The sequence below is a fragment of the Bacillus sp. FSL K6-2861 genome (genome assembly GCF_038630725.1).
In the GTDB taxonomy this organism is placed as follows: Bacteria; Bacillota; Bacilli; order Bacillales; family Bacillaceae; genus Bacillus; species Bacillus velezensis.
Genome location: NZ_CP152037.1, coordinates 3,724,115 through 3,736,938 on the forward strand (window position 1 = coordinate 3,724,115; position 12,824 = coordinate 3,736,938).

The window sequence follows — 12,824 nt, forward strand, 5'->3', positions numbered from 1 at the left end:
ACTATACACTCTTTGGAAATTGACCTCCAATATCAATTCGCCGTATGATTAATATGTTTCACGAATAATTAACAAAGAGAAAGGAATGGATAAGGATGGAGCTTCGCCATCTTCAATACTTTATTGCCGTTGCCGAAGAACTTCATTTCGGCAAAGCTGCGCTTCGGTTAAATATGACACAGCCGCCTCTCAGCCAGCAGATCAAACAGCTTGAGAAGGAAGTCGGCGTGACCTTATTAAAGCGCACGAAACGGGTTGTAGAGCTTTCAGCTGCCGGAGAAAGTTTTTTAAAACACAGCAGAAACGCGATCGAAGAAATAGACAAAGCGATTGAAATGGCGCAGAGAACGGCGCGGGGAGAGCTCGGCCGCCTTGTCGTCGGTTTTGTCGGCTCGGCCACATATGAATTTCTGCCGCCGATCATTCGGGAATTCCGCGAAAAATTCCCCTCCGTCAAGCTTGATCTGCGTGAAATTTCTTCTTTCAGACAGCAGGAAGAACTTCTGAAGGGGAACATTGATATCGGCATCCTTCATCCGCCTTTACAGCATTCCGCGTTACATATGGAAAAGGTGCAGAGCAGCCCGTGCATTCTGGCTTTGCCGAAGCAGCACCCGCTTACCGCTAAACAGACAATCGACATTCAGGATTTAAAAAATGAACCGATTATCACACTGTCGAAAGAAACATGGCCGACTTTATACCTAGAGTTTGTAAACTACTGCGAGCAGGCGGGCTTCAAACCGAAAATCGTTCAGGAAGCGACGGAGTATCAAATGGTGATCGGATTGGTTAGTGCCGGCATCGGTGTGACCTTCGTGCCTTCTTCTGCTAAAAAGCTGTTTAATCTCGAAGTCGCCTACCGCGGCATTAATCAGGTGCAGCTCACTGCCGAGTGGGTCATTGCCTACCGCAAGGATAATCAAAATCCGATTCTGAAACATTTTCTGGCTATTATGAATAAACGCCAGGCTTTATTGCAGGCGGATAAGGAAAATGCATAAAAAAGAGGGCCGCCGAAAGCAGCCTCTTTTTTTTGTGCTTTTATGGATTTTTACTAAATTGGTAGAAACGCTCAGTACACCTTACGACCTGTACCCGTATACATACAGTACAACTGATCAGGAGGGATAAAAATAACGGGGCGGCAATGACCCATCTAAAAGGAGGCAGAACACATTACACATATTACCGTCATTTTGACCCTGATTTCTTTCTTTGTGACCATTATTTTTATATTTTGGAGACCCGGGGGATTAAATGAAGCCGTTCCGGCGTCGCTGGGCGCCATTCTCGTTTTGTTATGCGGAACCGTTTCCTTTCATGATTTGGGGGATATAGGGTCAAAAGTCACCGGAGCATCAATCACCATTATCTCCACAATGATTATGGCGATCGCGCTGGAAAGCTTCGGTTTTTTTAACTGGGCGGCGGCCAAACTGCTTCACCGCGCCAAGGGATCGGGCATCCGGCTTTTTTGGCTGACCAACCTGCTCTGTTTTTCAATGACGCTTTTTCTGAATAATGACGGCAGCGTCTTAATCACCACTCCTATTTTACTATTGGTCTTACAATATCTCGGACTTAAAAGACATCAGAAAACACCGTATTTAATAAGCGGCGTATTAATTGCGACAGCCGCAAGCACCCCGATCGGCGTCAGTAATATCGTCAATTTAATTTCTCTCAAAATGATAGGCATGGACCTTTATTTGTACACCAATATGATGTTTATCCCCGGCACGCTGGGACTGGTGTTTATGGCCTTTCTGCTGTTTGCCGTTTTTTACCGCCGTTTGCCGAAACAGCTCCCCGATATTCCGGTTCATTTTGACTCGCTGGAACACAAACGATATCATCCGCTTCAGCCTCCGCCAGACCCGACCCAAAACAGCCGTACGAACATCATGTTTTGTGTTTTGGCATTTGTATTGTTCGTCCGGATCAGTCTGTTTGCAGCTTCTTACAACGGCATATCCGTTTCGCTCGTGGCTGTCATCAGTTCAGTCATCCTGCTTGGCTGGAGATGGATTTATTTAAAAATCGGACCGGCAGACTTATTAAGGAAAGCGCCTTGGCATATCTTTATTTTTGCCTTCACGATGTACATTATCATCTACGGACTGCATAATATCGGACTGACGGCGCTGCTTGTTCAGTCTATTGAGCCTTATGTCTCACAAAGCATTGCCCACGCCGCATCTATTATGGGCATTGCTACATCCGTCCTCTCTAATTTGTTCAATAACCATCCCGCCTTAATGATCAGCACTTTGACATTAACTGAAATGTCCATCGACCCATTAACCGTAAAAATCATTTATTTGGCTAATATTATCGGCAGTGATATCGGATCATTGCTTCTGCCGATCGGGACATTAGCCACGCTGATCTGGATGCATATCATCAGACAGCACGGCGAAAAAGTTTCTTGGTCAGAATATATCAAAACGACCATTATCGTTGTCCCTCTCACCGTCGTGTTTACCATTACCGTTTTATATGTTTGGATCAGTTGGATTTACCTTTAGCTCCCATGAAAAAAACTGCCTGCTGTATAAGAGAGGCAGTTTTATCATTTATGGCAGGTGCATGGTTTTTAAATGATTCAATTTCCAAAAAACAGTATCGCCGTCTGCATTGGTCAATTCAAGAATATTATCTGAGACATCCTGCAACAGCCCGACTTTATTCGGTATATCTCCTAAATCCAGAATAATCAGCTTCCCGATATATCTTTTTAATTGCTCCTCAAAATTCCGGACAAGGGGCACATTAGCGGGAACAACCGGAAGCTCTGAACTGTTTAATGTATACGGCGTCTGCTCATCGGAATAGGGTGTCAGCCATTTCAAATGATGCATCGAGATGAAAAGAGTCTTATAAACCGGAGAGAAGAAAACAAAATAATCATTTAAAACACTTGTCACATACCCATGAATGGAACGGTCTCCCGTAACAAATATTTCTGTGAATCTGCCTTTTATATGCTGGAGGGTATTCCGGTAAGAAAAGGAATGTTCCTGTTTTTCGGGATGCGGACTTTTTTTTCTTGCGTACGGTTCTTTATTCTCTTCGTCCGGGAGCGTCAATGTCATCCTCTGAAGGTGCAGCAGCGGAATATAAAGAAACGTCCGGCCGTCATGAATCACAATGATATCCTGACCGATATCCAAAAGAGTTCCTGAAAATGTCGTATTCCCCGATATCTCAATATCGACTTGTTTATCCAGAAATCTGCTTAATCCAGCCATTTCATTCCCCCCTCTCCCGCGTTTACGGACAATCTTTCCAATCATTTACGGCCGTGTTTCCACCGATAATCTATTGTCCTTAATACAGTGGCATAGCTATAAGAGTTCTCTTCCTCCCGTTTTGAGGATCGAACGGATCTTGACGATCTTTTCGACTTTTTAGAGGAAGTACGCTGCTCTTCGCGTGATTCTTCTTCATGCGGCTTTTCTTCTTCGGCGCTCTCTTTCTCACCTTTATTCTCGTCGTCTTTATTCTCCTCTTTTTTAGCTGCTCCTTTTGCCCCTTCGCTGATGCTCTTGATATGAAAAGGATAGATCCGCAGCACTTCTTTATCTTTCACAAGAGTGTAGTGGCCGTCGGAATTATCCACAAGTATACCTTCAACGGCTTCAGGACCTCCGCGGTTGATGGATACCCATTTGTGGATCAGGCGTTTAAATATGCCGTGAAAATCATCAGCCATTTCAAATTCCGGGCGCTCCTCCTCTTGGCCGTCCTCTTCTTGTTCCGCGCTGATGCTTTTGACATGATCGGCGTTAAAATATACGATTCCGTCATCTTCCGTTTCCAGCACGAGAAAATCATCCCCTGTTTCGTGAAGCTTTCCTCTTTTCGATTCCGGACCTCCCTGATTCAATTGCACCGTGCGATTGGTCATCCGGCTGATCAGATCTTGAAAATCATCAGCTTTTTCACATTCTGCCGCTTCGGCCGGCGATACGGTTTCACTCGTATTTTCCGTCACACTTTTCACGTGTTTCCATTGATAATAAACGATTTTATTATCAACCTGAAGAGCGATATAATCCGATTGAATGTCTGCTAATCTCCCTGTCTTGGACTCCGGGCCTCCCCGGTAGACAGTAATCACTTTTCCTTCCATTGCATGCAAAAAGTTGTCATCAGACCGCTGCCGCTTCGTATTGCGTTTCATCTATTGTCCTCCTAGTCATTTTTCTCATAATGTAAAAAGCATAATGCATATATACGTATCACGATTATTTTCGGGAACTGATTCACCAGCCTATTTGTAAAAAATCTTTCTTCATTTCCAAATCAGATATTCCACCGCTCTAACTCACTGCTGATGAAGGCTGACCGCTCCTTAATGTATTCGCAAATCACTTCAGGCTCCCGGTCAAAGCAATCAATCTCTTCTTTCTTATATGGATCCTTCGCGACATGCGGCCTGATCTGCTCATACAGTGACATGACCTTCGGCTTCATATGTTCAATAGTAAACCGGGTCTGAAGCGTCTCTTCCAAAAGCCGTTTGTACGCTTTGCGGAAATACGGTTCATCCAGAAGCCTTGCAGTCAAGGTATTAAACCCTTGTATTCTGACATAATCGGCCTCCATCCGATCACCGTGAATGTCTCTTCCCCACGTCGCATCGTAATCCCACGGAATGACTTCAAAAAGTCCCGTTTCATGATTCCGGTACAAAGCGTAATTATGAACAAATCCATCGTAGTTTGAGGTAAACACGATGCCCGCAAGCCACCGCAAATACTTATCGGCGTCCAAGTGTTTGACGATCTCCCCCTTGAACTCTGACTTCGGCACGGTATTAATTTTATAGATCATATCCTGCAAGTATAAATCGTCTTCTTTCGTTCCCGTTTTCTTTTCATAACCAAGTTCGAGCGATGTTTTCGTATCCCGCTCCAGATCACTGACGAGGGAGAAATTGGCGTCGTCATCAACCGCGTAAAAAACAGCGCCGTCCGCCAAATTCCGTTTCGCCAGAAAATATTCATCCACTGACTCCAGCTCAAGATACACCCCCTCATGTCTGCCATTGATTTGCAGGGTTACGAAATTCGCCTTTGGTGACAGCGTCCCAAGCTCCGCGAAGAAATCGAGAGACAGCTTATTCCGCATCATCGACGGATCTTTGTATTCAGCGTTTAAATGTATCTCTTTCGCCCTGCGAAATGTTTTCGGCGAATAAAAAGCGATATGATACGATTTTTTCTTAAAATCTCTTATATGAGAGCCGCGGTACGCCAGATCAATGTCAAGCCGTTTTTGATTCACTCTCAGCACCGCGGGCACCGGATCATCATCCCAAATGTCTTTTTTCAGCTCCATTAAGTCTTTCGGGTGAATAAACAGCTGGTATAGAGGCAATGTTGATTGGTCTTTCATCAGTAAACCTCCCTGTATTAATTTAGGCTGTGCTTTTTATATAAAACTCAGCGAATCACACATACACTTTTTTCATTCATGCGTACTATGTGGTAGTAAGGATCGCATCCTTAAAACATATATCATGAGGAGGTTTCAAAATGGGCCACTATTCCCATTCTGATATCGAAGAAGCAGTAAAATCCGCAAGCACCGAGGGATTGGAAGATTATTTGTACCAAGAACCAAAAAGCAGTAAGAAGAGAAAATCTCGCAGCCGTAAAAAATCATGCCGCTCTCACAAAAAATCTCGCAGTCATAAAAAATCGTGCCGCTCTCACAAAAAATCTCGCAGTCATAAAAAATCGTGCCGCTCTCACAAAAGATCTCGCAGCCATAAAAAATCCCGTTCTCACAAAAAATCTCGCAGCCATAAAAAGTCCCGTTCTCACAAAAAATCTCGCAGCCATAAAAAATCCCGTTCTCACAAAAAATCTCGCAGCCATAAAAAATCCCGCTCTCACAAAAAATCTCGCAGCCGTAAAAAATCATGTCGGTCTCACAAAAAATCTCGCAGCCACAAAAAATCATGCCGCCGCAAGAAAAAACGCACGCAGAAAAAAACTTATCGTCCTCATAAAAAAGACCCTTGCAAAAAAGACGATTACTGCAGCAAAACAGAGTACTGGAAAGACGGGAACATCTGGGTTGTAAAGAAAAACTACAAGTAACACCATTCGTAAATAGGCTGCCGGCTAAACGGAAGCCTTTTTCCTCAATCAGATATATGCCACGTGATAAGATATGCAGCCGGTTTTCTTTTGTTGTGTTTCCGAATTTTCTTTCTGTATAATCAGGTCATACGATAAAGAAAGGCGGCCGAAATCATGCATATCTTACGAGCAGACGAACTGAACGCAAAAGACACTTACAAATTGCTTTCGGGCACAGTTGTTCCCCGGCCGATCGCATTTGTCACTACGCGGTCATCCATCAACGGCGCCGTAAACGCGGCGCCCTTCAGTTTCTATAACGTTGTCTCCGCAGAACCGCCGCTTCTGGCCATCTCAGTCAGCCGCGCGGACGGTCGGCAGAAAGACACCGCGAGAAACGCAATCGCTCATCGGGAATTCGTGGTGCACGTCAGTGATGAGTCCATTATTGAAGACATTAACAAAACGGCGGCAAGGCTTGATCCTGATGTCAGTGAACTTGGCATGACAGACTTTTCTGTGACAGACAGCGCTTGCATCAGCGTTCCCGGTATAAAAGAAGCAAAAGTGAGGTTTGAATGTATACTCGAACGCCATCTTCCGTTCCAAAATGACAGCGGAGAAACGACGACAGACCTCATCATCGGCAGAGTCGTTTGTTTTCATTTGAATGACCAAGTATATGACGCCGATAAAGGCTACATACGGACAGATGAGCTGAAGCCTGCGGCAAGGCTCGCGGGGAACGAATACGCCAGACTCGGGAAGACATATACACTTGTACGCCAGACCTGAAGCAGGAACCATTATAATAGAAGAAACCAGTCAAAAAGACCCCTTTCGTAAGGGGTCTTTTTTGAGTCTTTTACCATGTAACTCAGCCTAATGTCTTATAGAATGCCGAAACTTACAAGGCCCTCACCCGTATGAAACGAGTGACACATTTTTAGGAGGCAGACGATGGATTTCATTCAGTTACTGGTTTTTTCAGCCGTATTTATTTTGCTCAGCCTTATGTTTCAAGTATTTGCCGTCAAAGTTCTCAATATCGATTAATCGAAATCACACTGCTTATTACGGGCATCGCAGCGGTGACTTTTTTCAATGAAATGTACGGATTTGCGGGAGTTGTTTTCATGCTATTTTTCTGCAGCGGCTTAATGGAATGGCGGCACCGGCGGGAGGAAAAGCAATATGTGTACGATTCGTTTTACGCGGGTCTTTCTGCCGCGCTTGGCGTGCTTATTTTTTTCATCAGTTAGCGTAGCTCTATACTCCTGCGGCCGCTCCGTCGCCGCGCGGGTCGGCCCCGCCTTGGAGAAAGCCTTCTTCATCAATGACGATCGCTGCCGCATGACCCATTAGCCCGTCAGTATCACCAACGGTCTCGACGCGGTGGCCGCTCTGCCTTAGAGCTTCTCTCGTTTCAGGGCTGATTCTGCTTTCAACCCTCAGCCCTTCATACTCCTCTCCCCATGTCCGTCCCCAGACCCAGCGCGGCTCATTGATCGCCTGCTGGGGGTCCATTTTGTAATCAATGATGCGCGTAATCATCGCTGTCTGAGTTTGCGGCTGGCCTTCTCCTCCCTGGGTTCCGTACAGGATGTGCGGCTTTCCTTCTTTACAGGCCATCGCCGGCATGAGGGTGTGGAACGTCCGCTTGCCGGGTTCAAGTGTATTGACATGGGATTCGTCCAGCGAAAAAAATGACCCGCGGTTTTGCAGCAGAATGCCCGTCTCCCCCGCTGTAACGGCAGATCCGAACTCGAAATAGAGGCTCTGAATAAAGGAAACGGCATTTCCTTCCGCATCGGCGACGGCGGCATAAGCTGTGTCGCTTCCGACCGGCCGGCTTACCGCCGGCGCAGCCACGTTACCGATTTCTTCCGCGAGCTGCTTTGCATACCGTTTATCAAGCAGCCGATCCAGCGGAATATGAGAAAATGCCGGATCAGTCAGCACTTCATTCCGGTGCTGAAAACTCTTCTTCAGCGCCTCGATCAGCAGATGATAATAGTCAAAGGAACCGTGTTCGATCTGAGAAAAATCATAGTTTTCCAATATATTGAGCGTCATTAAGCCTGTAAAACCCTGTGAATTCGGCGGAGCCTGATAGATTTTGCACCCGCGGTAATCGGAGGATACCGGGTTCGTCCACTCGCCGCGGTGGGCTTTAAAGTCATCAAGTGTCAGACGGCTGCCGTTGTTTTGCAGAAAGGATGTGATGCGTTGAGCGAGGTCTCCTTCATAAAAAGCGCTTCTGCCTTTCTGGGCAAGCTGCTCCAAGCTGGCCGCCAGATCCTTTTGGACAAACCGTTCACCGGGCATGGGCGCTAATTTGTTTCTCGTAAAAATGGACGAGGTGTAAGGCGTCGAGGCTAAAAGAGCGAGATTACGTTCTGTGTGGGCGCATTGGTCGGCGGACACCGGAAATCCGTTTGCCGCATAATCAAGAGCTGGCTTCAGCACCTCAGCGAGCGAAAGACGCCCGTACGCCGAAAGCACGGCATCCCAGCTGTCCGCCATTCCCGGAACGGTAATGGCGCTTTCTGTCCCGCGCAGAGGGATCGCTTCTCTGCCCCGATACAAGTCTCTCGTCACATGCTTCCCTGAACGGCCGCTCCCGTTATAAGCTTTGATTCGTCCTGTTTCTTTATGGTAAGTGAGCCAAAATGAATCCCCGCCAAGACCCGTCATATGCGGATACACGACTGCCAGACAGGCGCTGACCGCCACTGCTGCGTCAAACGCGTTTCCGCCCTTTTCCAGAATGCCGGCCCCCGCCTGAGAAGCGAGATAATGCGGACTGACGACCATTTGTTTCGTTCCGATGGTTGAAGTATTCATGGCAAGCCCCTTTACAAATTTTCTCAAGTATAAAAAGCGGTTTCGCGGCCATCCACCTTCCTGAAAGAAAATCTCACACACTATTTACTTTTCGATAAGAAATAATTTTAATTTATTACGTATCGAAAACAACAAAAAATTTCTCCCTTCATACCGTAATGTTTCATGATACAATAATGTCTACCAAATGAAGGAAGGTGAAGCGGGTTGGAACATGAATACAGCATTCCGAATCTTGTCCTTGATGAAACGGATAAACAGATTCTTTCGATTTTGCACGAGGAAGGGAGGATTTCCTATACAGACGTAGGAAAGCGGGTTAACCTGTCGCGAGTGGCGGTTCAGCACCGCATTCAGCATTTACTGGATGCCGGTGTGATTGAAAAATTCACCGCTGTCATCAACCCGGCGAAAATCGGCCGCCATGTGTCCGTGTTTTTTAATGTGGAGGTGGAGCCGCAGTATTTGGAGGAAACCGCATTAAAGCTTGAAAAGGAGCCGGCCGTGACAAGCCTTTATCATATGACCGGACCGAGCAAGCTGCATATGCACGGCATTTTCGCAAATGATCAGGAGATGGAAGAGTTTTTGACAAAACGGCTCTATACGCAAAAAGGCGTCGTCAGCGTCGACTGCCAAATGCTGATTAAACGGTATAAAAGCAGAACGGGCATGAAGCTGTAAGGAGGACATAGCCATGAAACATCCCTATTGGGACATTACGGCGGCGATGGTCCGAACGGGCATTCTCGGATTCGGAGGCGGCCCGTCGGTGATCCCGCTCATCCGCCATGAAGCCGTCAATAAATACAAATGGATAGATGATGATGAATTCGGAGAAATATTAGCGATCGCTAATGCGCTTCCCGGACCGATTGCCACAAAAATGGCTGCGTATCTGGGCTTTAAGCTGAAAGGCACGTTAGGCGCAATCGTGGCAACCCTCGCACATATTCTGCCTACATGTCTCGCTATGGCGGGCTTGTTTGCGGCTGTCAATGTCTTAAGCCACTCAGCAATTGTTGCCGGCATGATTGGCGCCGTCACGCCGGTTATCGCTGTCATGCTCGGCATTATGGCGTACGAGTTTGGCCAAAAAGCGCTTAAAGGTTTCGGCTGGGTCACGGGCATCCTGTTTTTTATCATCGCTTTTATCGGCCTGCAAACGTTACAGATCAATCCCGGCTTTGTCATTATCATTTTCTTAGCATACGGCGCGTTTCATTTTAAATTGAAAGACAAAATCACAAATAAACGTTCAAAAGATAAAGGAATGTCGGCCTCATGATCATGATTTATGTATTTATGGCGTTTTTTGTCGCAAACGTACTCGGATATGGAGGCGGACCGGCGTCGATCCCGCTGATGTTTGAAGAAGTCGTCAACAGATACAGCTGGCTCTCAAACGATCAATTCTCAAATATGCTCGCGCTTGCGAACGCATTGCCGGGCCCGATCGCCACCAAAATCGCCGCGTATGTCGGCTACAGCGCAGGCGGATGGCCCGGCTTCCTGATTGCGCTGATCGCCACCGTCGTACCGTCGGCGCTCGCATTGATCGTCCTCTTGCGCATCATTCAGCGCTTCCGCCAATCTCCCGTCATCAAAGGTATGACGCTGTCCGTCCAGCCTGTCATCGCCGTCATGATGCTCATTCTTACCTGGCAAATCGGCGCAGACGGCATCAAAGCGATCGGCTGGGTTCAAGCGATAGTGATTGCGGGGATTTCCCTCCTTGCCTTGACAAAATTTAAGATGCATCCGGCCTTCCTGATTATCGCGGCGTTTTTGTATGGAGGTCTTGTGGTTCCTCATTTATAAAGAAAAGCACCTGGACAGGTGCTTTTTGTTTCAGTCCCGATATGTTGTTCGATATAGATAACTGTTTCTTCGTCTATGCTTCTTACATGTGGTTCCTGTCATCCTCCCAGATGGCCTGATCAATAAAAAACATTTGCAGCCTCCCGGACTGCAAGTGTTACACGTGATTTTTCCGATAAAACGTTCGCAAAACATGCGTTTCAAGGTCAGCCAGACGGACAGGGATCGGCAGCCTGCTTTCTCGATTGATCATTTTCATTGTGATCTGATAGCTGCTTTCTAAATCAATGTTATGTCCGCAAGACAAGAAGATAGGCTTCACGTCCCGCCGTGTCCGCAGCGCCCGGCCATATACCTCGCCGTCAATGAGAATATCGGTGTAGGCGCCGACTTCATTTTCGGGCATCTCAAAATCGCAGCCTTTGATTTTGAGATAGGTTTTCGCAATCCCAATCGTCGGCTTACCCAGAAAAAAAGCCGCATGGGTGGCAACGCCCATATGATTGTAATGCAGATACCCGTTGCCATCAAACAAAAACACATCCGGCTCCGCCTCCAGCTTTTCGGCCGCTTCGATGATCAGCGGCAGCTCGCGAAACGCAAGAAAACCGGAAACATACGGCACGCTGATTTTCCCCATGCTGTGCACTTTTTCAATCACTTCTTTTGTATCAGCGTCAATCACGATGATACTGCATACGCCGTACGGTTCCCCGTCCTGATCCCAATAAGCGAGGTCGACGCCTGCGCAGGTGTTGACGGAGTCTGGATGGATGGCGGGGGATAGGTTGATTTTATGTATTAGGGATTGTTGTGTTTGAATAAAATCCGATTCATCATTTAGATCAAAATCGTGAATTTGATGTATTTTCATTTCATTGGTTTTCCTCATTTTCATTTCTAAAATCGTCTTTTCAGTTCAAATTCTTCATTTCGATATACAACGCAATAAAACTTCCATAAGGATAATCTCCATCCCAGCCACATGGAAAATAGCCCGCTTTATAAATTTTGAAAAGTTTTTCAAAAAAATTGTCTGTTTTCCCGTTTACTGCTCTATTTATTGCACAATTATTTAGATCTGCTACGATCTCTTCAAGAAAAGTATTAAATTCAGTCGTAGCACTTCTGACATTTTCCGAAAAAATTTTCAGAAGCATGTCTAGGTTTTGTGGTTTTTGATCATCGTTTAATTCATAAAATTTTCCCCATACCTCACTCATCTCGTTTTCTTTTATATCTTTCCACGCATATTCATCTTCACCAATTACATCTTCGTAAGCATAGTACTTAGCTTTTTCTTCATCATTAATAATTTTAGTAAAATAAGAGATATCATGTGATGCAACTGCTTTAAAGGTTTTGGAAAAATCAATAACTTCTTTTACCTGATTATGATAATGTCCGTATTTCATTACTTTATACACCTTTCCTAAGTACAACCGTAGGGTTACCAACTCTCCGGTAACCGGAACGCAGCCTAAAGCCAAATAAGTTATTCAGAATTTACAAAACAGAAAACAACAATTCACCTATGAAAAAACCTTGAAAGGCTTCACTAGTCAATCAAGATCAATTAATTCTTCTAACTATCCCATTTTTAAGTCTAATCCTCAATTAAATCAATATAATATTCGTTATCATTGAGGAACTTTTTAAAAAAATCCTCTAACGACTCAGCTATTTGAGTGTCAAAATAAAATATTGGATTATTTCCCAATTGTAAATCTATAGAAATATAAACACCCTCGTTTACTTCAAAAAAAATAAGTTTATTTTCATCATCATAAAGTTCATCTAAATCTGGGTCAAACTCAAAAATTCCTTCTCTTAGTCTAATGTCGGCTACTGCCCCTGGCCCCAATATCCTATTAATTGCATTATCACTTTCACCTTTAATAAAACCATAACCGACTTCTAAATATAATTGTTTTAAATCATTTGGAATATCTACGTTCATTCTTTGTTCAGCTTTTAATATATCCTCTTCAGGTACCTTATATGTTTTATTTTCTAAATGATTTATAAATTCAAATTCAGCCATGAACTATTTTTACC

Annotated in this window: 14 protein-coding genes and 1 pseudogene; 8 read left to right on the forward strand and 7 right to left on the reverse strand. The window is 45.2% G+C overall.

Annotated elements, in window-relative coordinates:
* Positions 1 to 95 precede the first annotated feature (95 nt).
* Complete coding sequence (gene alsR / locus NYE62_RS18415; protein ID WP_040238795.1) at positions 96 to 1,004, forward strand: acetoin biosynthesis transcriptional regulator AlsR; 909 nt, start codon at positions 96 to 98, stop codon at positions 1,002 to 1,004.
* 195 nt (positions 1,005 to 1,199) lie between these two features.
* Entirely contained in the window at positions 1,200 to 2,531 is a 1,332-nt protein-coding gene (locus NYE62_RS18420; RefSeq protein ID WP_015418370.1) for an arsenic transporter, read from the forward strand.
* A 48-nt stretch (positions 2,532 to 2,579) separates the two neighbouring features.
* Here the strand turns inward: NYE62_RS18420 and NYE62_RS18425 are convergent, their stop codons facing one another.
* The 3 genes from NYE62_RS18425 to NYE62_RS18435 form a co-directional block, all read right to left on the reverse strand.
* Positions 2,580 to 3,254 (reverse strand): hypothetical protein, encoded by a 675-nt coding sequence (locus NYE62_RS18425; RefSeq protein WP_007407530.1) that lies wholly within the window; start codon positions 3,252 to 3,254, stop codon positions 2,580 to 2,582.
* 41 nt (positions 3,255 to 3,295) lie between these two features.
* Positions 3,296 to 4,189 carry a hypothetical protein gene (locus NYE62_RS18430; protein WP_007614229.1) on the reverse strand — a complete coding sequence of 298 codons (894 nt, stop codon included), beginning with the start codon at positions 4,187 to 4,189 and terminating at the stop codon, positions 3,296 to 3,298.
* 122 nt (positions 4,190 to 4,311) lie between these two features.
* Complete coding sequence (locus tag NYE62_RS18435; RefSeq protein WP_015240725.1) at positions 4,312 to 5,406, reverse strand: CotH kinase family protein; 1,095 nt, start codon at positions 5,404 to 5,406, stop codon at positions 4,312 to 4,314.
* Between the two features lie 140 nt (positions 5,407 to 5,546).
* Here NYE62_RS18435 and NYE62_RS18440 point away from each other — a divergent pair, with 140 nt between their 5' ends.
* The 3 genes and pseudogenes from NYE62_RS18440 (at position 5,547) to NYE62_RS18450 (ending at position 7,360) form a co-directional block, all read left to right on the forward strand.
* Positions 5,547 to 6,116: a spore gernimation protein GerQ gene (locus NYE62_RS18440; protein ID WP_144665011.1), complete on the forward strand. Its 570-nt coding sequence runs from the start codon at positions 5,547 to 5,549 to the stop codon at positions 6,114 to 6,116.
* Between the two features lie 156 nt (positions 6,117 to 6,272).
* A complete protein-coding gene (locus NYE62_RS18445) occupies positions 6,273 to 6,893 on the forward strand; it encodes a flavin reductase family protein (protein ID WP_342497114.1) in 621 nt (206 codons plus the stop codon).
* A gap of 165 nt (positions 6,894 to 7,058) precedes the next feature.
* A pseudogene (locus NYE62_RS18450) lies at positions 7,059 to 7,360 on the forward strand (hypothetical protein).
* A gap of 7 nt (positions 7,361 to 7,367) precedes the next feature.
* On the opposite strand, the gene ggt reads toward NYE62_RS18450, so the two are convergent.
* Positions 7,368 to 8,945: a gamma-glutamyltransferase gene (gene ggt / locus NYE62_RS18455; RefSeq protein ID WP_251257234.1), complete on the reverse strand. Its 1,578-nt coding sequence runs from the start codon at positions 8,943 to 8,945 to the stop codon at positions 7,368 to 7,370.
* A 207-nt stretch (positions 8,946 to 9,152) separates the two neighbouring features.
* Here ggt and NYE62_RS18460 point away from each other — a divergent pair, with 207 nt between their 5' ends.
* From NYE62_RS18460 to chrA, 3 genes are read left to right on the forward strand one after another with little or no spacing between them, the layout of a single operon-like run.
* Positions 9,153 to 9,629, forward strand: a complete 477-nt coding sequence (locus tag NYE62_RS18460; RefSeq protein WP_007407537.1) for an Lrp/AsnC family transcriptional regulator — start codon at positions 9,153 to 9,155, stop codon at positions 9,627 to 9,629.
* Positions 9,630 to 9,642: 13 nt separating this feature from the next.
* Positions 9,643 to 10,233: a chromate efflux transporter subunit ChrB gene (gene chrB / locus NYE62_RS18465; RefSeq protein WP_040238790.1), complete on the forward strand. Its 591-nt coding sequence runs from the start codon at positions 9,643 to 9,645 to the stop codon at positions 10,231 to 10,233.
* A complete protein-coding gene (gene chrA, locus NYE62_RS18470; RefSeq protein WP_015418373.1) occupies positions 10,230 to 10,766 on the forward strand; it encodes a chromate resistance efflux protein ChrA in 537 nt (178 codons plus the stop codon). Before chrB ends, chrA begins: the two co-directional genes overlap by 4 nt.
* A gap of 157 nt (positions 10,767 to 10,923) precedes the next feature.
* Here the strand turns inward: chrA and NYE62_RS18475 are convergent, their stop codons facing one another.
* The 3 genes from NYE62_RS18475 to NYE62_RS18485 all read right to left on the reverse strand — a co-directional run bounded on the left by NYE62_RS18475 (position 10,924) and on the right by NYE62_RS18485 (position 12,810).
* The gene (locus NYE62_RS18475; protein ID WP_342497115.1) at positions 10,924 to 11,640 is read right to left on the reverse strand and encodes an endonuclease V; all 717 of its coding nucleotides are present in this window, start codon (positions 11,638 to 11,640) and stop codon (positions 10,924 to 10,926) included.
* A gap of 40 nt (positions 11,641 to 11,680) precedes the next feature.
* Positions 11,681 to 12,181, reverse strand: coding sequence for a hypothetical protein (locus tag NYE62_RS18480; RefSeq protein WP_012118621.1), 501 nt, complete (start codon positions 12,179 to 12,181; stop codon positions 11,681 to 11,683).
* Positions 12,182 to 12,372: 191 nt separating this feature from the next.
* Entirely contained in the window at positions 12,373 to 12,810 is a 438-nt protein-coding gene (locus NYE62_RS18485; RefSeq protein ID WP_342497116.1) for an SMI1/KNR4 family protein, read from the reverse strand.
* Positions 12,811 to 12,824 lie beyond the last annotated feature (14 nt).